21 protein-coding genes and 2 other annotated features (1 of these 23 cut by a window edge) are annotated in these 21405 nt (G+C 42.9%); all 21 genes read right to left on the bottom strand.

Annotated features, from left to right (window positions below):
- Positions 1–53: 53 nt before the first annotated feature.
- The gene (gene tuf / locus NZD81_RS20540; protein ID WP_003242008.1) at positions 54–1244 is read right to left on the bottom strand and encodes an elongation factor Tu; all 1191 of its coding nucleotides are present in this window, start codon (positions 1242–1244) and stop codon (positions 54–56) included.
- A 119-nt stretch (positions 1245–1363) separates the two neighbouring features.
- The gene (gene fusA, locus NZD81_RS20535) at positions 1364–3442 is read right to left on the bottom strand and encodes an elongation factor G (RefSeq protein ID WP_014662529.1); all 2079 of its coding nucleotides are present in this window, start codon (positions 3440–3442) and stop codon (positions 1364–1366) included.
- 52 nt (positions 3443–3494) lie between these two features.
- A complete protein-coding gene (rpsG, locus tag NZD81_RS20530) occupies positions 3495–3965 on the bottom strand; it encodes a 30S ribosomal protein S7 (RefSeq protein ID WP_003225784.1) in 471 nt (156 codons plus the stop codon).
- Positions 3966–4006: 41 nt separating this feature from the next.
- Positions 4007–4423, bottom strand: coding sequence for a 30S ribosomal protein S12 (rpsL, locus tag NZD81_RS20525; RefSeq protein ID WP_003225781.1), 417 nt, complete (start codon positions 4421–4423; stop codon positions 4007–4009).
- 113 nt (positions 4424–4536) lie between these two features.
- Positions 4537–4785, bottom strand: a complete 249-nt coding sequence (locus NZD81_RS20520) for a 50S ribosomal protein L7ae-like protein (protein WP_003242012.1) — start codon at positions 4783–4785, stop codon at positions 4537–4539.
- Positions 4786–4963: 178 nt separating this feature from the next.
- On the bottom strand, positions 4964–8563 hold the full coding sequence (rpoC, locus tag NZD81_RS20515) for a DNA-directed RNA polymerase subunit beta' (protein WP_004399688.1): 3600 nt from the start codon (positions 8561–8563) through the stop codon (positions 4964–4966).
- A gap of 61 nt (positions 8564–8624) precedes the next feature.
- Positions 8625–12206, bottom strand: a complete 3582-nt coding sequence (gene rpoB / locus NZD81_RS20510; RefSeq protein WP_009966326.1) for a DNA-directed RNA polymerase subunit beta — start codon at positions 12204–12206, stop codon at positions 8625–8627.
- A 245-nt stretch (positions 12207–12451) separates the two neighbouring features.
- Positions 12452–13057, bottom strand: a complete 606-nt coding sequence (locus tag NZD81_RS20505; RefSeq protein ID WP_289861120.1) for a class I SAM-dependent methyltransferase — start codon at positions 13055–13057, stop codon at positions 12452–12454.
- 89 nt (positions 13058–13146) lie between these two features.
- Positions 13147–13518, bottom strand: coding sequence for a 50S ribosomal protein L7/L12 (rplL, locus tag NZD81_RS20500; RefSeq protein ID WP_003156436.1), 372 nt, complete (start codon positions 13516–13518; stop codon positions 13147–13149).
- A 45-nt stretch (positions 13519–13563) separates the two neighbouring features.
- Positions 13564–14064: a 50S ribosomal protein L10 gene (rplJ, locus tag NZD81_RS20495; protein WP_014662526.1), complete on the bottom strand. Its 501-nt coding sequence runs from the start codon at positions 14062–14064 to the stop codon at positions 13564–13566.
- Positions 14065–14129: 65 nt separating this feature from the next.
- Positions 14130–14270, bottom strand: a sequence feature (ribosomal protein L10 leader region).
- A gap of 45 nt (positions 14271–14315) precedes the next feature.
- Entirely contained in the window at positions 14316–15014 is a 699-nt protein-coding gene (rplA, locus tag NZD81_RS20490) for a 50S ribosomal protein L1 (protein ID WP_003242022.1), read from the bottom strand.
- 94 nt (positions 15015–15108) lie between these two features.
- Entirely contained in the window at positions 15109–15534 is a 426-nt protein-coding gene (rplK, locus tag NZD81_RS20485; RefSeq protein ID WP_003156430.1) for a 50S ribosomal protein L11, read from the bottom strand.
- 167 nt (positions 15535–15701) lie between these two features.
- The gene (gene nusG / locus NZD81_RS20480; RefSeq protein ID WP_003225764.1) at positions 15702–16235 is read right to left on the bottom strand and encodes a transcription termination/antitermination protein NusG; all 534 of its coding nucleotides are present in this window, start codon (positions 16233–16235) and stop codon (positions 15702–15704) included.
- A 178-nt stretch (positions 16236–16413) separates the two neighbouring features.
- Positions 16414–16593, bottom strand: coding sequence for a preprotein translocase subunit SecE (gene secE, locus NZD81_RS20475; protein WP_004399676.1), 180 nt, complete (start codon positions 16591–16593; stop codon positions 16414–16416).
- A gap of 34 nt (positions 16594–16627) precedes the next feature.
- Complete coding sequence (rpmG, locus tag NZD81_RS20470; protein ID WP_003156421.1) at positions 16628–16777, bottom strand: 50S ribosomal protein L33; 150 nt, start codon at positions 16775–16777, stop codon at positions 16628–16630.
- Positions 16778–16869: 92 nt separating this feature from the next.
- Positions 16870–17526, bottom strand: coding sequence for an RNA polymerase sporulation sigma factor SigH (gene sigH, locus NZD81_RS20465; RefSeq protein WP_003225758.1), 657 nt, complete (start codon positions 17524–17526; stop codon positions 16870–16872).
- Positions 17527–17588: 62 nt separating this feature from the next.
- Entirely contained in the window at positions 17589–18101 is a 513-nt protein-coding gene (gene rae1, locus NZD81_RS20460; RefSeq protein WP_003225756.1) for a ribosome-dependent mRNA decay endonuclease Rae1/YacP, read from the bottom strand.
- A 6-nt stretch (positions 18102–18107) separates the two neighbouring features.
- Positions 18108–18857 (bottom strand): 23S rRNA (guanosine(2251)-2'-O)-methyltransferase RlmB, encoded by a 750-nt coding sequence (gene rlmB / locus NZD81_RS20455; protein WP_282373903.1) that lies wholly within the window; start codon positions 18855–18857, stop codon positions 18108–18110.
- Positions 18841–19272, bottom strand: a complete 432-nt coding sequence (locus NZD81_RS20450) for a mini-ribonuclease 3 (protein WP_014662523.1) — start codon at positions 19270–19272, stop codon at positions 18841–18843. Before NZD81_RS20450 ends, rlmB begins: the two co-directional genes overlap by 17 nt.
- A gap of 3 nt (positions 19273–19275) precedes the next feature.
- A complete protein-coding gene (gene cysS, locus NZD81_RS20445) occupies positions 19276–20676 on the bottom strand; it encodes a cysteine--tRNA ligase (RefSeq protein WP_014662522.1) in 1401 nt (466 codons plus the stop codon).
- Entirely contained in the window at positions 20673–21326 is a 654-nt protein-coding gene (gene cysE, locus NZD81_RS20440) for a serine O-acetyltransferase (protein ID WP_003225749.1), read from the bottom strand. The genes cysS and cysE overlap by 4 nt, the downstream gene beginning before the upstream one ends.
- 68 nt (positions 21327–21394) lie before the next feature.
- Positions 21395–21405: a binding site (T-box leader), on the bottom strand (it continues 220 nt past the right edge of the window).

Genomic DNA, 21405 nt, shown 5'->3' with positions numbered 1-21405 from the left:
GATAAGCAAACAAAAAACGAGACCCGCAGGGGGTCTCGTTTAAAATCATACTATTACTCAGTGATTGTAGAAACAACGCCTGAACCAACAGTACGTCCGCCTTCACGAATAGAGAAACGAGTTCCTTCTTCGATAGCGATTGTAGAGATAAGTTCAACGTTCATTTCAGTGTTATCTCCAGGCATAACCATTTCTACGCCTTCTGGAAGATGGATGATACCAGTTACGTCAGTTGTACGGAAGTAGAACTGAGGACGGTAGTTAGAGAAGAATGGAGTGTGACGTCCACCCTCTTCTTTAGAAAGAACGTAAACTTCAGCTTTGAATTTGCTGTGTGGAGTGATTGTACCTGGTTTAGCAAGTACTTGACCACGTTGGATTTCTTCACGAGATACACCACGAAGAAGGGCACCAATGTTGTCACCAGCTTCAGCATAATCAAGAAGCTTACGGAACATTTCAACACCTGTAACAGTTGTTTTCTTGTTCTCTTCTTGTAGACCGATGATTTCAACTTCGTCACCGACTTTAACTTGTCCGCGTTCTACACGGCCAGTCGCTACTGTACCACGACCAGTGATTGAGAATACGTCCTCAACTGGCATCATGAATGGTTTTTCAGTGTCACGTTCTGGAGTTGGGATGTACTCATCAACCGCATCCATAAGTTCGAAGATTTTAGCTTCGTACTCAGCGTCACCTTCAAGAGCTTTAAGAGCAGAACCTTTGATTACTGGTACATCATCACCAGGGAAGTCGTATTCGCTAAGAAGATCGCGAACTTCCATTTCAACTAGTTCAAGAAGCTCTTCGTCGTCTACCATGTCGCATTTGTTTAAGAATACAACGATGTATGGTACACCAACGTTTTTAGAAAGAAGGATGTGCTCACGAGTTTGTGGCATTGGGCCATCAGCAGCAGATACTACAAGGATAGCTCCGTCCATTTGCGCAGCACCAGTGATCATGTTTTTAACATAGTCAGCGTGTCCTGGGCAGTCAACGTGTGCATAGTGACGAGTTTCAGTTTCGTACTCAACGTGTGCAGTAGAGATTGTGATACCGCGCTCACGTTCTTCTGGAGCACCATCAATTTGATCGTACGCCATAGCTGTACCTTTACCAGATTTCTTATGAAGTACTGTTGTGATAGCAGCAGTTAAAGTTGTTTTACCATGGTCAACGTGTCCAATTGTACCAATATTGGCATGTGATTTGGAACGGTCGAATTTTTCTTTAGCCATTCTAAAATCCTCCTTAAGAGCTTTTAATTAGTAATGTATAGAGTGATAGGAAGTGAAAGAAAGCTTTCACTTCCTCATCTTACAATAGTAGTTATACTTGAGTTAAGCGGCAAAATCAATTATTCGCCTTTATTTTTTTTGATAATTTCTTCAGAAACGCTCTTCGGCACTTCTTCGTAGTGATCCATGAACATAGTGAACGTACCGCGACCTTGCGTATTAGAACGAAGTGCAGTAGCGTAACCGAACATTTCAGCAAGAGGAACCATAGCACGAACAACTTGAGCGTTACCGCGTGCTTCCATACCTTCTACGCGTCCGCGACGTGAAGTGATATCACCCATGATATCTCCCATGTATTCTTCTGGAATAACCACTTCTACTTTCATGATTGGTTCAAGAAGAACTGGGTTACATTTGCTGACTGCATTTTTCAATGCCATAGAAGCAGCAACTTTAAATGCCATTTCGTTTGAGTCAACATCATGGTAAGAACCGTCGAAAAGTTTAGCTTTAATGTCGATAAGCGGGAAGCCTGCTAGTACACCATTTTCAAGTGCATCTTCCAGACCTGCTTGAACAGCTGGGATGTATTCACGAGGAACGACCCCACCAACAATCGCATTTTCAAATTCAAAGCCCGCGCCTTCTTCGTTTGGTTCGAATTCGATCCAAACGTGTCCGAACTGACCGCGTCCACCAGACTGACGTACGAATTTACCTTCAACTTTTGCACCGGTACGGAATGTTTCACGGTACGCAACTTGAGGAGCACCAACATTGGCTTCTACTTTAAATTCGCGCTTCATACGGTCAACAATGATATCAAGGTGAAGTTCACCCATACCAGAGATGATCGTTTGGCCAGTTTCTGGGTTTGTTTGAGTACGGAATGTAGGATCTTCTTCAGCAAGTTTCGCTAAAGCGATACCCATTTTATCTTGGTCAGCTTTTGATTTAGGCTCAATAGCAACGTCGATAACTGGTTCTGGGAATTCCATTGACTCAAGGATAACAAGATCCTTCTCATCACATAGAGTATCTCCAGTAGTTGTATCTTTTAGACCTACAGCAGCTGCGATATCCCCTGCGTATACAGTAGAGATTTCTTCACGGCTGTTAGCGTGCATTTGAAGAATACGTCCAACACGCTCACGTTTGCCTTTAGTAGAGTTTTTCACGTATGAACCGGAATCAAGTGTTCCAGAGTACACACGGAAGAACGTCAACTTACCAACGTAAGGGTCAGTCATAACTTTAAATGCTAATGCAGAGAATGGCTCTTCGTCAGAAGAATGACGCTCAATCTCTTCATTTGTATCAGGACGTGTACCTTTGATTGCAGCAACGTCAGTTGGTGCAGGAAGGTAGTCAAGAACAGCATCAAGTACGAGTTGAACACCTTTGTTTTTGAAGGCAGAACCAACAAGAACAGGGTAGAATTCAACATTTAATGTACCTTTACGGATACCTGCTTTTAACTCGTCAATTGTGATTTCTTCACCCTCAAGGTATTTATCCATAAGCTCTTCATCAAGCTCACATACAGCTTCAATAAGGCTGTTGCGAAGCTCTTCAGCTTGCTCTTTATACTCTTCAGGGATTTCTTTTGCATCAGAACGAGTTCCGAGGTCATCTTCATAGAAATACGCAACGTTTTCTACAAGGTCGATGATACCTTCGAAGTTATCTTCAGCACCGATCGGCAATTGAATTGCATGAGCGTTTGCTTGAAGACGATCTCTTAAAGTTCCTACAGAGTAAAGGAAGTCTGCACCGATTTTGTCCATTTTGTTAACAAAAACGATACGCGGTACTCCGTAAGTTGTTGCCTGACGCCAAACAGTTTCTGTTTGAGGCTCAACGCCTGATTGCGCGTCAAGTACAGCAACAGCACCATCAAGTACACGAAGAGAACGTTCAACTTCAACTGTGAAGTCTACGTGTCCTGGAGTATCGATGATGTTTACGCGGTATCCTTTCCACTGTGCAGTTGTCGCAGCGGAAGTGATTGTGATACCACGTTCTTGTTCCTGCTCCATCCAGTCCATTTGTGAAGCTCCTTCATGAGTTTCACCAATTTTATGGATACGACCAGTATAGAACAAGATACGTTCTGTAGTAGTCGTTTTACCGGCATCAATGTGAGCCATGATCCCGATATTACGAGTTTTGTCTAAGGAGAACTCTCTTGCCATTGGGTAATTTCTCCTTCCTTATTGGGAAATTGTGTTTTTTAGTATATAAATCCTACCAACGATAGTGAGCAAATGCTTTGTTTGCTTCAGCCATCTTATGAGTATCTTCACGTTTCTTAACAGCAGCACCAGTGTTGTTAGCTGCGTCAAGGATTTCGTTAGCTAAACGCTCTTCCATCGTTTTTTCTCCACGAAGACGAGCGTAGTTTACTAACCAGCGAAGTCCAAGAGTCGTACGACGTTCAGGACGAACTTCTACAGGAACTTGGTAGTTCGCACCACCTACACGGCGTGCTTTTACTTCAAGTACAGGCATGATGTTTTTCAATGCTTGTTCGAAAACCTCCATTGCATCATTGCCAGTACGTTCTTTAATGATATCGAATGACTTGTATAGGATTGTTTGAGACTTACCTTTTTTACCATCGATCATCATTTTGTTGATTAGACGAGATACAAGCTTAGAGTTGTAAATCGGATCAGGTAAAACATCTCTTTTTGCTACAGGACCTTTACGTGGCATCTGAATATCCTCCCTTCATCAATTATGCGTATTTTCGTTTATTATTTTGCTTTAGGTTTTTTCGTACCGTATTTAGAACGGCCTTGTGCACGGTTTTCAACTCCAGCAGTATCAAGCGCACCACGAACGATGTGGTAACGTACCCCTGGTAAGTCTTTTACACGTCCACCGCGGATAAGTACAACACTGTGCTCTTGCAGGTTGTGACCGATACCAGGAATGTAAGCAGTAACCTCGATTCCGTTAGTCAAACGAACACGAGCATATTTACGAAGTGCTGAGTTCGGTTTTTTCGGTGTCATTGTACCAACACGAGTACATACCCCGCGTTTTTGTGGAGAAGATACGTTAGTGTGCTCTTTTTTAAAGCTGTTGTATCCTTTGTTAAGTGCAGGAGACTTTGAGTTTTCTACTTTACTCACGCGTCCTTTGCGAATTAGCTGATTAATTGTAGGCATGATTTTTTCCTCCCTTCATTACGTTTTATAACCCACATACCCAGGTGGTTCATCAAAAGGCAAAAAACAATGTCTTTACACAAGATTGAATCTTACGCAAAAACAAAAGTACGTTATAAAATAATGGCAACAGCGGCTGCTCCTACCTCAATTCCGCAGGCTTTGCCGAGCTTTTTCATGGATTCAACCATTAAGACAGAGATACCTTGATCTTCCGCAAGTGAAACAACACTTGACGTGAGTATCGGATCTGCGTCCTTTGCAACGACTACTTCCTTTACTGAACCTCGCTTTAGAGCTTTCACTGTTTGCTTCGTACCAATAATAATTGATTTGGCCTGTGATACTTTATCATAAGACATAAACATATCCTCCAAAGTAACAGGTTTATTTCGAGCACCTTGGTTATATTATCATTCTAGGAGACGAATGTCAACAAGGTATGACATTTTTTAGTTTCTATCTTCTCATAGAGTGACTTTTTAATAAATATATCTGCTGAAAGACTGCAAAAACAGTCTTTCAGCAGAATGAAATCAGTTATTCAACCGGAACCATATCGTCAGTCGGCTGAACATTTGATACTGGTTTTACTTTACGGTATTTCATCATTCCTGTACCAGCTGGAACAAGTTTACCGATGATAACATTCTCTTTCAAGCCGAGAAGCTCGTCACGCTTACCTTTGATCGCTGCATCTGTAAGGACACGCGTTGTTTCCTGGAAGGAAGCAGCAGATAAGAATGAATCAGTTTCAAGAGATGCTTTTGTAATACCGAGTAAGACAGGACGGCCTGTAGCAGGTCGATTGCCTTCGAGCAACACCTTTTTGTTCGCTTCAGTAAATTGGTGGATGTCAAGCAATGTACCTGGAAGCACATCAGTGTCGCCGGCATCAATTACGCGTACTTTACGAAGCATCTGGCGAACCATTACTTCTACGTGTTTATCACCGATTTCAACACCCTGCATACGGTAAACCTTTTGAACCTCATGGAGAAGATACTCTTGAACAGTCGTCAGGTCAGTCACTTTAAGAAGTTCTTTCGGATCGATTGAACCTTCTGTCAGTACTTGGCCTCGAGTAATTTTATCTCCTTCCGCTACTTTCAGGCGGGAGTTGTAAGGTGCCGTATAAGAACGTGTTTCCACTGCGCCTTGAACGACAATTTCCTGCTGCTTATCACGAACTTCATTAATCTCAACGACTGTACCGTCGATTTCTGTAATTGTTGCCTGACCTTTCGGATTACGCGCTTCGAAAAGCTCTTGGATACGCGGAAGACCCTGTGTGATATCGTCTCCGGCAACCCCGCCTGTATGGAATGTACGCATTGTTAACTGTGTACCAGGCTCACCGATTGATTGGGCAGCAATGATTCCGACAGCTTCACCGACTTCAACATCGGAGCCAGTTGCAAGATTTCGGCCATAGCATCGTTTACATACACCATGAGGCGTATTACATGTGAAGGCAGAACGGATCCACACTTCTTCAATGCCAGCTTCGACAATCTCCAGCGCCTTATCTTCATCGATTAGTTCGTTTTCATTCACAAGCACTTCACCTGTTTCAGGGTGCTTCACTTGTTTTCGTGCAAAACGGCCGATTAAGCGTTCTTCTAAGCGCTCAATTGTTTCAGTTCCTTCTTTAAGAGGCTTAGCAAGAATGCCTCGGTCAGTTCCGCAATCAGTTTCACGGATGATAACATCCTGCGCAACGTCAACGAGACGGCGTGTAAGGTAACCTGAGTCAGCAGTTTTAAGAGCGGTATCGGCAAGACCTTTACGCGCTCCGTGTGTGGAGATAAAGTACTCCAATACTGTCAGACCTTCACGGAAACTTGATTTGATCGGCAACTCAATGATACGTCCAGCCGGGTTGGCCATCAGACCGCGCATTCCGGCAAGCTGCGTAAAGTTAGATGCGTTACCACGGGCACCAGAGTCACTCATCATGTAGATCGGGTTGAGTTCATCAAGTGATTTCATCAGTTTGCCTTGGATCACGTCTTTTGCAGCACTCCAGATAGAGATGACTCTCTCATAGCGTTCTTCTTCAGTGATAAGACCGCGGCGGAACTGCTTCATAACGTTGTCAACTTTGCTTTGCGCTTCTTCAAGAATTTCTTGTTTATCATCGAGTACGACGATGTCAGAAACCCCAACTGTAATACCAGCTTTTGTTGAATATTTGAAGCCTAGGTTTTTCATGCGGTCAAGCATTTTAGACGTTTCCGTGATATGGAATCGTTTAAAGATTTCCGCGATGATTTTACCCAGAATACCTTTTTTGAACGGTGCATTGATTGGCTGCTGTGCGATGACAGCTTTAACGTCAGCACCTTTTTCCAAGAAGAAACGGTCAGGTGTTTTCTCTTCAATGTTGCTCTTCGTTGGTTCATTCATGTAAGGGAATGATTCCGGAAGAATTTCATTGAAGACAAGCTTACCGACAGTTGTAATTAACAATTTTGAGCGCTGTTCTTCGGTAAATGTCACATTCTTAAGGGAGTTAGCTGCAACAGCTACTCTCGTATGAAGGTGAACATATCCGTTTTGATAAGCAAGAAGCGCTTCGTCTGTATTCTTGAAGACCATGCCTTCACCGACAGCACCGGCACGCTCAAGTGTCAGGTAATAGTTACCAAGTACCATATCCTGAGACGGTGTTACAACAGGTTTACCATCTTTAGGATTCAAGATGTTTTGAGCAGCAAGCATCAAGATGCGTGCTTCAGCTTGTGCTTCAGCAGATAATGGTACGTGAACCGCCATTTGGTCACCGTCAAAGTCAGCGTTGTAAGCTGTACATACGAGTGGGTGAAGGCGGATTGCGCGTCCTTCAACAAGCGTTGGTTCAAACGCCTGAATACCTAATCTGTGAAGTGTAGGGGCACGGTTCAGCAGTACTGGGTGCTCCTTAATAACTGATTCTAATACATCCCAAACTTCAGGCTGTACGCGCTCAATTTTGCGTTTCGCACTCTTAATGTTATGTGCAAGACCCTTTTCAACAAGTTCTTTCATAACGAAAGGCTTGAAGAGTTCAAGCGCCATTTCCTTCGGTAATCCGCATTGGTACATTTTCAAATGAGGACCAACAACGATTACAGAACGTCCGGAGTAATCAACACGTTTACCAAGAAGGTTTTGACGGAAACGGCCTTGCTTCCCTTTCAACATGTGAGAAAGAGATTTTAACGGTCTGTTACCAGGACCTGTTACAGGGCGTCCGCGGCGGCCATTGTCAATTAAGGCATCGACAGCCTCTTGAAGCATACGCTTTTCGTTTTGAACGATGATGCTAGGCGCACCAAGGTCCAGAAGGCGTTTCAAACGATTGTTACGGTTGATGACACGACGATAAAGATCGTTCAAATCAGAAGTCGCAAAACGTCCGCCATCTAGCTGAACCATCGGTCTAAGCTCTGGAGGAATAACAGGAAGCACATCAAGGATCATCCAAGAAGGCTTGTTTCCTGAGTTACGGAAGGCCTCTAAAACTTCAAGACGTTTGATCGCACGAGTACGTCGTTGTCCTTGTGAAGTTTTCAGCTCTTCTTTTAACATATCAACTTCTTTTACAAGATCGATATCTTGAAGAAGTTTATGAATTGCTTCAGCACCCATAGATGCTTGGAATTTATTACCGTATTTATCAAGATAAGCACGGTATTCTTTCTCAGACAGAAGCTGTTTCTTTTCAAGCGGTGTATTTGCCGGGTCAGTTACAACGTAAGAAGCAAAGTAAATCACTTCTTCTAAAGCACGAGGTGACATATCCAGCACAAGACCCATACGGCTTGGAATACCTTTGAAATACCAAATGTGGGAAACTGGGGCAGCCAGTTCAATGTGCCCCATTCTCTCACGACGGACTTTAGCCCGTGTTACTTCGACTCCGCAGCGGTCACAAACTACGCCTTTATAACGAACTCGCTTGTACTTCCCGCAATGACATTCCCAGTCCTTAGTCGGTCCGAAAATGCGTTCGCAGAATAGACCGTCCTTTTCAGGTTTTAACGTACGATAGTTTATCGTTTCAGGCTTTTTCACTTCACCAAAAGACCATGAACGGATTTTATCTGGTGAAGCAAGACCGATGTTCATATACTCAAAATTGTTCACATCTAGCAAGGGGCCTACCTCCCTTTTTATCTTCGGATTAACCGATGTCACTTGCCTTTATAACTAGAGATTATTCTTTTGTTACTACATCACGTTCAACGTCTGCAGATGCTGTTTCTTCCGGCTCTTCATCACCTGATAATGCCAGGCCGTCAGCTTGTTTCGCATCTTCTTCGTCTTCTAAATCTCTCATTTCTATTTCTTCTTCATCACCAGAAAGGATTTTGACATCCATACCTAAGCTTTGAAGTTCTTTGATTAACACTTTGAATGATTCCGGAACACCTGGTTCAGGAACATTGTCGCCTTTAACGATGGCTTCGTATGTTTTCACACGTCCAACCACGTCATCGGACTTAACAGTCAGAATTTCTTGAAGAGTGTAAGCCGCACCATAAGCTTCAAGTGCCCAAACCTCCATCTCACCGAAACGCTGTCCGCCAAATTGCGCTTTACCGCCAAGAGGCTGCTGCGTAACAAGTGAGTAAGGGCCTGTAGAACGTGCATGAAGTTTATCGTCAACCATGTGAGCCAGTTTGATCATATACATGATACCGACAGATACACGGTTATCAAACGGCTCTCCAGTACGTCCGTCGTAAAGCACTGTTTTGGCGTCACGAGACATGCCGGCTTCTTCAAGTGTTTCCCAGACATCCTCTTCTCGCGCTCCGTCAAATACAGGAGATGCAATGTGAATGCCGAGGTAACGAGCGGCCATACCCATATGAAGTTCTAATACCTGCCCGATGTTCATACGTGATGGTACGCCCAGCGGGTTAAGCATGATATCAATTGGTGTGCCGTCAGGAAGGTAAGGCATATCCTCTTCAGGAAGAATCTTAGAGATAACACCTTTGTTACCGTGACGACCGGCCATTTTATCCCCTTCAGAAATCTTACGTTTCTGAACGATATATACGCGTACTAACTGGTTCACACCTGGAGGAAGTTCGTCTCCGTCTTCACGGTTGAAGACTTTAACGTCATGGATAATTCCTCCGCCGCCGTGAGGCACACGAAGAGAAGTATCACGAACCTCGCGGGCTTTCTCGCCAAAGATGGCGTGAAGCAGGCGTTCTTCTGCAGTCAGTTCAGTTACGCCTTTAGGCGTTACTTTACCAACAAGAAGATCTCCGTCTTTTACTTCTGCCCCAATACGGATGATTCCGCGGTCATCAAGATTGCGAAGCGCATCTTCACCGACGTTTGGAATATCGCGAGTGATTTCTTCAGGTCCAAGTTTCGTATCACGTGCTTCTGATTCGTATTCTTCAATGTGGATAGATGTATAAACATCATCCTTTACAAGGCGTTCACTCATGATGATGGCATCCTCATAGTTGTAGCCATCCCATGTCATGAAGCCAACCATTACGTTACGGCCAAGTGCAAGTTCACCAAGCTCCATAGAAGGACCGTCAGCAAGGATTTCTCCTTTTACAACTTCATCGCCGACACTTACGATCGGACGCTGGTTGTAGCACGTACCTTGGTTAGAGCGGACAAATTTCAGCAGGCTGTATTTATCCAGGTTTCCTTTTACTTTTTGACCGTCTACTTCTTCATAACGGCGAACCCAAACGTTTTTCGCTTCTACGCGTTCAACGATACCAGGGTGTTTACAAATTACAGCGGCACCAGAGTCTTTTCCTGATACGTATTCCATACCAGTTCCAACAAATGGCGCTTCCGGCTGCATCAAAGGCACAGCCTGACGCTGCATGTTCGCTCCCATGAGGGCACGGTTGGAGTCATCGTTTTCTAAGAACGGGATACATGCTGTCGCAGCAGATACAACCTGCTTAGGCGATACATCCATGTAGTCTACACGGTTTCTGGAAACAACAGTGTTCTCCCCGCGGAAACGAGCTACGATGCTGTCATCAATAAAGGCGCCTTCGTCATCAAGACGAGCGTTTGCTTGAGCGACAACATAGTTATCCTCTTCATCAGCAGTTAAGTAATCGATTCTGCCCGTTACCTTCCCTGTTTCAGGGTCAACGCGACGATATGGCGTTTCAATAAAGCCAAAACGGTTTACTTTTGCATAAGATGATAGTGAGTTGATCAAACCGATGTTCGGGCCCTCAGGCGTTTCAATCGGACACATACGGCCATAGTGGGAGTAGTGAACGTCACGCACTTCCATTCCGGCACGCTCACGTGTCAATCCGCCCGGTCCTAATGCTGACAGACGGCGCTTATGCGTTAATTCAGCAAGCGGGTTCGTCTGATCCATGAATTGAGAAAGCTGTGAGCTTCCAAAGAACTCTTTAATGGACGCAATAACAGGACGAATGTTGATCAGCTGCTGAGGCGTAATTGTATTCGTATCTTGAATTGACATTCTCTCACGAACCACACGCTCCATACGGCTTAAACCGATACGGAATTGGTTCTGGAGAAGCTCGCCTACAGAACGTAAACGGCGGTTTCCAAGATGATCGATATCATCTGTGTCGCCTACTCCGTGCAGCAGGTTGAAGAAGTAGCTGATTGAAGAAATAATATCAGCAGGCGTGATGTTTTTAATCTCTTCTTCGATGTAAGCATTCCCGATTACATTAATAACCTGTTCTCCTTCTTGATCAGTCGGAGCAAAGATTTTAATGGATTGAAGAGTCACTTCATCTTCAACAACACCGCCATTCGGATACAGCTTTCTGAAACCGATTCCGTTTTCTAAGTATGGCAGTACTTTATCAAGTGTTCTTCTATCAAGAATCTGACCTTTTTCAGCAAGGATTTCTCCTGTTTCAGGATCAACGAGCGTTTCAGCAAGTCTCTGATTGAAGAGGCGATTCTTAATATGAAGTTTTTTATTAATTTTATAGCGTCCTACATTGGCAAGATCGTATCGTTTCGGATCAAAGAAACGAGAATCAAGCAAGCTTTTCGCATTTTCTACTGTAGGCGGCTCTCCAGGACGGAGACGCTCGTAAATTTCAAGCAACGCTTTGTCGCTGTTTTCTGTGTTATCTTTATCAAGCGTATTTCTCAGGTATTCGTTTTCTCCTATGAGATCAAGAATCTCTTGATCGGAGCCGAAGCCGAGAGCACGCAAAAGAACCGTAACCGGCAACTTACGTGTGCGATCAATGCGGACATAAACAACATCTTTCGCATCAGTTTCGTATTCTAACCATGCGCCACGGTTTGGAATGACAGTTGCGGTAAAACCTTTTTTACCGTTCTTGTCTACTTTACCACTGAAATATACACTTGGAGACCGAACAAGCTGGGAAACGATAACGCGTTCCGCACCGTTAATGATAAAAGTACCTGTATCTGTCATAATAGGGAAATCACCCATGAAGACATCTTGGTCTTTTACCTCTCCAGTTTCTTTGTTAATTAAACGAACCTTCACTCTTAGCGGAGCTGAGTAAGTCACATCACGTTCTTTTGATTCCTCTACAGGATATTTAGGCTCACCTAAACTATAATCAATGAACTCAAGAGAGAGGTTACCAGTGAAATCCTCAATTGGTGATATGTCTTGAAACATCTCTCTAAGACCCTCATCAAGAAACCACTGATAAGAAGAGGTTTGAATTTCAATGAGATTTGGTAATTCTAACACTTCGCTAATGCGAGCATAGCTTCTGCGCTGGCGGTGTCGTCCATACTGAACTAGTTGACCTGTCAACTGATTCACCCCTCAAATCATGCGTATTATATGTGTAATAAGCATTTCTTCCAAAGAAAGAAAATACTTTTACAAGACAAAAGAAAAAAGGGTTTCTAATTAAGAAAACCACATCCAAAAACAAATACCGATTTTATTAGCATTTCCATACTTGTATAATTTATACATAGATATTGACAATTCATCATATCAAGCAAAATATATACATTGGCATTTTACAATATTAACATAGTTAAAATACCGAGTCAAACTTTTTTTGCTTTTATGATATAATAGCCTTTCTTTTTTTGAACGACAGAAACTTCATCGAACAGTTCCTCGAGCTTTTCAATGGCAGAAGGCGCGCCTTGCTTTTTCTGTATGACGATCCACAACTCACCTGAAGCTTTTAAGTGTTCAGCGCTTTTCTCAAAGATAGCATGGACAACTTTTTTTCCGGCTCGGATTGGGGGATTTGTAAGAATAGAAGCAAATGTTTGAGCAGAATCAACGTTTGAAAACAAATCGCTTTGATAAATTTTAACGTTTGTTATTCCATTCTGTTCAACATTTCCATTTGATAGTTCTACGGCTCTCTCATTAACATCAATCATGTGGATAGTCCGGTCTTTAAAGTCGCTGGCCAGCGATAAACCAATCGGCCCGTACCCGCAGCCTACATCCAAAATGCTGCCCTCAACCTCAGGCTCTACAAAAGAATCAATCAGCAGTCGGGAGCCGAAATCAACTTCTTTTTTAGAAAAAACCCCGCTGTCGCTGGTAAACGTGAAATCTTTATTCCGAAGCCTAAAAGACCAGGTTTGCTTGTTGCTTTTCACTGAAGGTTTTTCTGAATAATAGTGCTCACTCATTATTAGAACCTCCTTTTTTCATGGCTTAAAGAATGGCAAAGAAAAAGCTCGCCTCATAAAAGCGAGCTTCCCCTCCAGGTAAGTGAAGATTACTTAACTTCTACAGAAGCGCCAACTTCTTCAAGTTTAGCTTTAAGCTCTTCAGCTTCTTCTTTAGCAATACCTTCTTTAAGTGGTTTTGGAGTGTTGTCAACAAGTTCTTTAGCTTCTTTCAAGCCAAGACCAGTGATTTCACGTACAACTTTGATAACTTTGATTTTTTGAGATCCAGCACCAGCAAGGATAAGATCGAATTCGCTTTGCTCTTCAGCAGCTCCGCCTGCAGCAGCTCCGCCAGCTACAGCTACAGGAGCAGCAGCAGTTACGCCAAATTCTTCTTCGATTGCTTTTACTAGGTCGTTCAATTCAAGTACAGTTGCTTCTTTAACGGAAGCAATGATTTCTTCGATATTTAAAGCCATTTGTAATTCCTCCATTTTGTTTTAATTTATGAAAAACTGATTAGATTAAGCGCCTTGTTCTTCCTTTTGTTCTGCCACAGCTTTTGCAGCAAGAGCAAAGTTGCGAACTGGAGCTTGAAGTACGCTAAGCAACATAGAAAGCAAGCCTTCGCGTGATGGAAGTTCAGCAAGAGCTTTCACTTCTTCAACAGTAGAAACTTTACCTTCGATTACGCCAGCTTTGATTTCAAGAGCTTCGTGATTTTTAGCGAAGTCATTCAGAACTTTAGCCGGAGCGACAACATCTTCAGTGCTGAATGCGATCGCGTTCGGTCCAGTTAAGAAATCATTCAAACCATTAAGCTCAGCTTGTTCAACCGCACGGCGAGTCATCGTATTTTTGTAAACTTTGAACTCAACGTTAGCTTCGCGAAGCTGTTTACGAAGTTCAGTTACTTCAGAAACGTTAAGTCCGCGATAGTCAACGATGATCGTTGATTTACTTTCTTTCAGTTTAGAAGCAATTTCTTCAACAACAACTTTTTTAGTTTCAATTGCGCTGCTCATGGTTACACCTCCTGTAGATTCTTGTGTAACACTTATACCGTTAGGTGATCACGACTGAGACGACGGATTCCATATAAAAAGCCTCCATGAGACATGGAGGCTGTATATACAAGCATACGTAACGTAATAGCTGTGATAATATACACCTCGGTAGGATGATTAAGCGGTTAGGCCCCTACTGTCTACGGTATAAATGATATTCTATTTTACAACATTTTGAATAATATCAGAATGTTGATGTCATGTCAATATTATTTTACGTTAAAAGTTGAAGAGTCTACTTTGACACCAGGTCCCATAGTAGAAGTTACAGCAACGTTTTTCACGTAAACGCCTTTAGCTGCGGCAGGTTTAGCTTTCAGGATTGTATCGTACATTGTTGTGAAGTTCTCAACAAGTTTTTCATCCTCGAAAGAAACTTTACCGATAGGAACATGAATGTTTCCAGCTTTATCTACGCGGTATTCAACTTTACCAGCTTTGATTTCGCCGATCGCTTTTTCAACTTCGAAAGTAACTGTACCAGTTTTAGGGTTTGGCATTAAACCTTTTGGTCCAAGTACACGACCAATTTTACCAACTTCACCCATCATATCAGGTGTAGCTACGATTACATCGAAATCGAACCAGCCTTGTTGAATTTTGTTGATGTAGTCAGTATCGCCTACGTAATCTGCACCAGCAGCTTCAGCTTCTTTCGCTTTTTCGCCTTTTGCGAAAACGAGAACGCGCTGAGTTTTACCAGTTCCGTTTGGAAGCACAACTGCTCCGCGGATTTGCTGGTCGTTTTTACGAGGGTCAACCCCTAAACGGAAAGCCACTTCAACTGTAGCGTCGAATTTAGCTGTGTTTGTTTTTTTAACGAGAGCTACTGCTTCAGAAACGTCGTAAGCTTTAGAACGGTCTACAAGCTTAGCAGCTTCAACGTACTTTTTACCTTTTTTAGCCATTTTAAAATTTCCTCCTTATGTGGTTATAGCGGAATAACCTCCCACGAATAAGGGTTGCGAACTTGTTAAAACTCGCAACCCGACAAGAAACAAATTAATCCTCGATTACAATACCCATACTGCGGGCAGTACCTTCAACCATGCGCATTGCCGCTTCAACGTCTGCTGCGTTTAAGTCAGGCATTTTCGTTTCAGCGATTTCGCGTACTTTATCGCGCTTAACGGTTGCCACTTTATTACGGTTTGGTTCACCAGAACCAGACTCAATTCCAGCTGCTTTTTTAAGCAATACTGCAGCAGGTGGAGTTTTTGTAATAAATGTAAATGAACGGTCTTCGTAAACCGAAATTTCAACAGGAATGATTAAACCAGCTTGGTCAGCTGTACGAGCGTTAAACTCCTTACAGAATCCCATGATGTTAACACCGGCTTGACCAAGTGCAGGTCCAACTGGTGGTGCTGGGTTAGCTTTTCCAGCAGGAATTTGCAATTTTACAACTTTAACTACTTTTTTAGCCACGAGACACACCTCCTTAAGTCCGTGATGTGGTAATAGGGTAAACCCTCCCACTCAAGGTTTCATTCTTTATATGAATGACGAAATATCATGCTAGTTGCCTTGGATAAGTCCAAGACGTACCTTTGCTATATTATCATTTATATATAGCAATTTCAAGTTTTTTCACATTACAATTTATCGATTTGGGTAAATTCCAGCTCAACCGGCGTTTCGCGGCCGAACATATTAACGAAAACTTTGACCTTGCTTTTGTCATAATCAATCTCTTCAATCGATCCAGTAAAGTTAGCAAAAGGTCCGTCTATTACTTTCACTGTCTCTTTCAGTTCAAAGTCAATATCAGTTTTGCGTTCGTCCATGCCCATTCTCTTCAGAATGGTTTCTGCTTCGCCTGGAAGAAGCGGCGTCGGTTTTGAACCTGATCCGGCAGATCCTACGAATCCAGTAACACCCGGCGTGTTGCGGACAACATACCAAGAGTCGTCTGTCATTACAATTTCAACAAGCACATAACCAGGGAATACTTTCTTTTTCACGACTTTTTTCTTGCCGTTTTTGATATCCGTTTCTTCTTCTTCGGGTACGACTACACGGAAAATTTTATCCTGCATCCCCATTGATTCAACACGTTTTTCCAAGTTGGCTTTTACTTTATTCTCGTAACCAGAGTACGTGTGAACAACATACCAATTCTTTTCCATTCTCTTCAGGACTGTCCAGTCCTTCCCTCCCCGCATTTGGTTTTAGTGAATTACCATAACGCTTCAAAAAATAGGCGGCAAGCCTATGATAACTTTCATTTTAAGCCACAATAAAAAACCCGCTGAACGGGTTTTGGCAAGTAATATTATGATCTATTATAGCACGTATTGCTGATCATTATTCAACTATTAAACGAATTAATTGAGAAATTCCTGTGTCAAGGAGGGCAAAAAAGATAACAAAAAAGATAACTGTTGAAATTACCGTAATGGTATAACGCGTTAACTCTTTTCCTTTAGGCCAGCTTACCTTTTTCATTTCTTTCCCAACATCTTTAAAGAATTTCATAATACGCATGTAAAAGACCTCCACAATTTAAAAAGCGCAAAAACTATTTTGTTTCAAGATGAGCTGTATGTGAATTGCAAGTACTGCAGTATTTCTTTACTTCTAATCGCTCAGCCGCTGATGCAGAGCTCTTCATTGTCGTATAATTACGGTTTCCGCATGTCTTGCATGCTAACGTAATCTTTTTTCTCATGTCATTACACCTTTTTCTAAATAGACATTAGTTCTTATCTTTAGTAACATATCATAGTCAGAAAAATACTGTCAATATAGCAGAAATTCCTATTACAAACTGATTTCGCGAATTTCCAAATACTTCTCCAGCTTGCGTTTCACACGCTGAAGGGCATTGTCGATCGATTTCACATGTCGGTTCAGTTCATCGGAAATCTCTTGGTAACTTCTCCCGTCGAGATATAAGACGAGTACTTTTCTCTCTAAATCACTTAGTAGTTCTCCCATTTTCATTTCAATGTCATCAAATTCTTCCTGATTAATGATCATTTCCTCAGGATTTAAGGTTTTCGCCCCTGAGATGACATCAAGCAGCGTTCGGTCTGATTCTTCATCAAAAATCGGTTTATCTAATGAGACGTAGGAATTCAAAGGAATGTGTTTCTGGCGAGTAGCTGTCTTTATTGCGGTAATAATTTGGCGGGTAATACATAATTCTGCGAAAGCTTTGAAAGAGGTAAGCTTGTCCTCTTTGAAGTCACGAATAGACTTATAGAGGCCTATCATACCTTCCTGAACAATATCTTCTCTGTCCGCCCCTATTAAGAAATAGGATCTTGCTTTCGCCCGAACAAAGTTTCGGTACTTCGTAATCAAGTAATCTAACGCATCACTGTCCCCAACATGAACCTTTTCAATGACCTGCTCGTCCTCCAACTGGCAAAACTGCTCTTTGTTGAATTTTCCCTTGTTGTTCTGTAGATTCACTCCGATCCCCCCGGCGCACGTAGATAGAAATATTATACAGTATTGGGCAAAAAAGCGTCAACTTAATCTAAGTCTCCCCGCCTCCACTTTTCAAACGTTTTCAAAACCTCTTCCGATAAAGCAATTTTACCCGCCGGCTTTTCGGAAGTGATTTTTCTTACCCGTCTCTCTATTCGCCTTTCAATCGCTTCTACCTCTCTCAAAAGCTCCCGGGCCGATTTCCGCAATGCCCCCTGTCCGAAAATCGCCCATTGCTCAGTATAGTCAGAGGTCGCAACGTGAATTTGAGTCGCAATATTATTCAAAGCCTGAGCGAGCTTTTCTATCCGCTCATCAGCCGTCTCATTTTCTTTTGTAAAAATCACTTCAACTCGATGGTTGGTCTGTTTTTTCTCAAGCCCTTTAACGAGATGCGCGTCAAAAACAACAATAACCCTGTTTCCTGTATACGATTGATATTCCGCCATTTTCTGAATCAGTACGTCTCTCGCCTCTTCGAAACTGTTCGCTTTTAAATCCTTCAGCTGCGGCCAGGCTCCAATCATGTTGTACCCGTCTACTAACAGGATATCCATGGGTCTTTATTCTCCCAGAGGGTTTCGTTTCCGGTAGACTTCATACATCAAAAGACCCGCCGCGACAGATGCATTTAGTGAAGTTACCTTTCCGGCCATCGGGAGTTTAATGAGAAAATCACACTTTTCTTTCACGAGTCGGCCCATCCCTTTTCCTTCACTTCCGATGACTAAAGCCAAAGGCATATTGCCGTCCATATTGCGGTAATCCTCACGCGCGGACGCATCCGTTCCGACAACCCAGATTCCCCGTTCTTTCATCTCTTCTAACGTCCGTGCCAAATTGGTGACTCTTGCTACAGGAATGTGTTCAATTGCCCCTGTTGAAGCTTTTGCCACTGTTGTTGTCAGCCCGACAGCTCTCCGTTTTGGAATGACGATGCCATGAGCGCCGACCGCATCAGCTGTTCTCATAATGGAACCAAGATTATGAGGGTCTTCAAGCTCGTCCAGAACGAGGAAGAAAGGCTGTTCATTTCTTTCTTCGGCTGCTTTATATAAATCGTCCAGTTCTGCATATTCATACGCTGCAACCTGTGCCACAACGCCTTGATGCTGTCCTGTCACCATTTGATCGAGTTTTTTTCTCGGGACGTATTGAATCGTGATTCCCTGCTTTTTCGCAAGCTCAATCACTTGCTGCGCTTGTCCCTTTACGGTGTTTTCCGCCATCCACAGCTTATACAGCTTCCGATCAGATTTTAACGTCTCGATCACTGCATTCTTCCCTATGACGTAATCATGTTGCTGACTCATTTGTTTTCCTCCCTGACGTCCCGAATTGTATAGCTTCGGCTATGAGCTGACTAAGCCGTTCCTCTCTTTTCTCTAGAAAAAGGTAGCCCAGAAGCGCTTCAAATGCTGTACTATAGCGGTACGTCTGAACATCTGTATTTTTAGGTGTTGTTCCTGACTTGGCATTTCTGCCTCTTTTCAGCACCGCTTCCTCTTCTTCCGTAAAAAATGATTGATTCTGCAGAAAAAATAGGATCTCAGCCTGCGACTTTGCCGAAACAATCCGGCTTGATTTCTTATGAAGATCATTTGGTTTGGTAAAGCCCTGCTTAAGCAGGTGATGCCTTACATACACTTCAAAAATGGCATCACCTATATAAGCAAGCGCAAGACCGTTAAGCTGCTTTGAATCTTTTATCGTATCAAATTCAAGCATCCGTTATTCTCCCCGTTTCCAGCGAGTGCCTTGAGCCGTATCTTCAAGAATGATATTCATGCTTTTCAGCTGGTCGCGAATCTGGTCTGACAACGCAAAATCGCGATTCCGGCGCGCTTCATTTCGTTTTTCAATTAAGTCTTCAATCTCTTGATCGAGAAGTTCCTGCTCACCCAATGAAAAACCGAGAACAGAAACAATACGGTCAAACATCTGGATAAACGCCGTAATTACATGATCAGCCGTATGATCTTTCTGAAGATAATAATTGGCATGCTTCGCTAAGTCGAACAAGACAGAAATCGCATTCGCCGTATTAAAGTCATCGTCCATCGCTTCTTCAAATGCTTTGCGGTGTTCTTCAACTTTCTCAAGCCATTGATCGTCATCCTCCGTTAAATTCGTACTGCTGTTCAGACGGTGCTGAAGATTGCTGTACGCTGTTTTTAAACGGTTAAATGCGCTTTTCGTATTTTCTAGAAGCTCTTCTGAATAGTTAATCGGATGGCGATAATGAACAGATAGCATAAAGAATCTCAAAAGCTGCGGATCATGCTGTTTAATGATGTCATGCACAAGCACAAAGTTGCCCAGTGATTTTGACATTTTTTCATTATCAATATTGATATAGCCATTATGGAGCCAGTACTTCGCAAACGTTTTTCCTGTCAATGCCTCAGATTGCGCAATTTCGTTTTCATGGTGAGGGAATGTTAAATCCTGTCCGCCCGCATGGATATCAATCTGGTCACCCAGATATTTTTTCACCATTGCTGAGCATTCAATGTGCCAGCCCGGACGTCCTTTTCCCCAAGGGCTATCCCAGGAGATTTCTCCTTCTTTTGCCGCTTTCCACAGTGCGAAATCAAGAGCATCTTCTTTTTTCTCGCCGACCCGGATGCGTGCACCTGATCTTAGCTCATCGATTGATTGCTGAGAAAGCTTTCCGTATCCTTCAAACGCTCTTGTTTTGAAATAAACGTCACCTTCTGATTCATAAGCGTAGCCCTTTTTCACGAGCTGATCTACGAATTCAATAATGGCATCCATGTTTTCCATCACCCGCGGATGAAGGTCGGCTTTTCGGCATCCGAGCGCACCTACATCTTCAAAATATGCTTTAATAAAACGCTCTGAGATGGTAGGCACATCCTCACCAAGCTCATTTGCCGCTTTAATTAATTTATCGTCTACGTCTGTGAAGTTAGAGACATACTGCACATCATAGCCTTTGTACTCCAAATAGTTTCGAACCGTATCGTAAACGATAGCCGGACGCGCGTTTCCGATGTGAATGTAATTGTAAACTGTCGGTCCGCATACGTACATTTTCACTTTCCCCTCTTCAAGAGGAACGAATGTTTCCTTCTGTCTAGTCAATGTATTATAAAGTGTGATTGTCATTTTTGATTGATCCTTTCTTTTCTGTCTTCAAGTTCTGCCTTCAGCTCTAAAATCTGCTGTTCCAAAGACTTAAAGCGGTCAGCAACCGGATCGGGCAAATCCTGATGGTTTAAATCGCGTCTTACCTTCTTGCCATTTTGTACAACGACCCGTCCGGGGATACCGACAACTGTTGAAAAATCGGGAACATCATGCAGCACTACTGAACCAGCGCCAATCTTTGAGCCTTCACCGACCGTAATTGAACCGAGCACTTTAGCACCTGTGGCTATCAATGCGTCATCTTTAATCGTTGGGTGCCTTTTTCCCTTTTCTTTCCCCGTTCCCCCAAGGGTAACCCCCTGAAAAACGGTTACGTTATTGCCGATTTCACATGTCTCCCCAATGACAACCCCCATGCCGTGGTCTATGAAAAATCTTCTCCCAATTGTAGCGCCGGGGTGGATTTCGATCCCGGTAAAAAATCGGCTTACTTGAGATATAAGGCGTGCAAGGAAATAAAATTTTCGTTTATATAAAGCATGTGCAATCCGATGCGCCCATATAGCATGTAAACCGGAATAAGTTAAAATCACTTCAAAATAGCTTCTTGCTGCAGGATCTTGATCGAAAACAGTATCAATGTCTTCTTTGAGCATTCTAAAAAACACATGCTTCCCCCCGTTTCTCTATCTGATTTCCTCTGCCCAATAAAAAAAGCGTCTCTGCATGTAAACATGACAGAGACGC

It is taken from the genome of Bacillus sp. B.PNR1, assembly GCF_030386235.1.
Taxonomy (GTDB): domain Bacteria; phylum Bacillota; class Bacilli; order Bacillales; family Bacillaceae; genus Bacillus; species Bacillus stercoris.
The sequence above is the reverse complement of the archived record's forward strand: the minus strand, read 5'-3'. Positions and strand labels throughout refer to the sequence as shown.

Bases quoted from the DNA above. Each gene is read 5' to 3' on its own strand.
- tuf (WP_003242008.1), bottom strand. From the start codon at position 1,244: ATGGCTAAAGAAAAATTCGACCGTTCCAAATCACATGCCAATATTGGT.
- fusA (WP_014662529.1), bottom strand. From the start codon at position 3,442: ATGGCAAGAGAGTTCTCCTTAGACAAAACTCGTAATATCGGGATCATG.
- rpsG (WP_003225784.1), bottom strand. From the start codon at position 3,965: ATGCCACGTAAAGGTCCTGTAGCAAAAAGAGATGTTTTACCTGATCCG.
- rpsL (WP_003225781.1), bottom strand. From the start codon at position 4,423: ATGCCTACAATTAATCAGCTAATTCGCAAAGGACGCGTGAGTAAAGTA.
- NZD81_RS20520 (WP_003242012.1), bottom strand. From the start codon at position 4,785: ATGTCTTATGATAAAGTATCACAGGCCAAATCAATTATTATTGGTACG.
- NZD81_RS20505 (WP_289861120.1), bottom strand. From the start codon at position 13,057: ATGAGTGAGCACTATTATTCAGAAAAACCTTCAGTGAAAAGCAACAAG.
- rplL (WP_003156436.1), bottom strand. From the start codon at position 13,518: ATGGCTTTAAATATCGAAGAAATCATTGCTTCCGTTAAAGAAGCAACT.
- rplJ (WP_014662526.1), bottom strand. From the start codon at position 14,064: ATGAGCAGCGCAATTGAAACTAAAAAAGTTGTTGTTGAAGAAATTGCT.
- rplA (WP_003242022.1), bottom strand. From the start codon at position 15,014: ATGGCTAAAAAAGGTAAAAAGTACGTTGAAGCTGCTAAGCTTGTAGAC.
- nusG (WP_003225764.1), bottom strand. From the start codon at position 16,235: ATGGAAAAGAATTGGTATGTTGTTCACACGTACTCTGGTTACGAGAAT.
- secE (WP_004399676.1), bottom strand. From the start codon at position 16,593: ATGCGTATTATGAAATTCTTTAAAGATGTTGGGAAAGAAATGAAAAAG.
- rpmG (WP_003156421.1), bottom strand. From the start codon at position 16,777: ATGAGAAAAAAGATTACGTTAGCATGCAAGACATGCGGAAACCGTAAT.
- rae1 (WP_003225756.1), bottom strand. From the start codon at position 18,101: ATGGATATCCTGTTAGTAGACGGGTACAACATGATTGGAGCCTGGCCG.
- rlmB (WP_282373903.1), bottom strand. From the start codon at position 18,857: ATGAGTCAGCAACATGATTACGTCATAGGGAAGAATGCAGTGATCGAG.
- NZD81_RS20450 (WP_014662523.1), bottom strand. From the start codon at position 19,272: ATGCTTGAATTTGATACGATAAAAGATTCAAAGCAGCTTAACGGTCTT.
- cysS (WP_014662522.1), bottom strand. From the start codon at position 20,676: ATGACAATCACACTTTATAATACATTGACTAGACAGAAGGAAACATTC.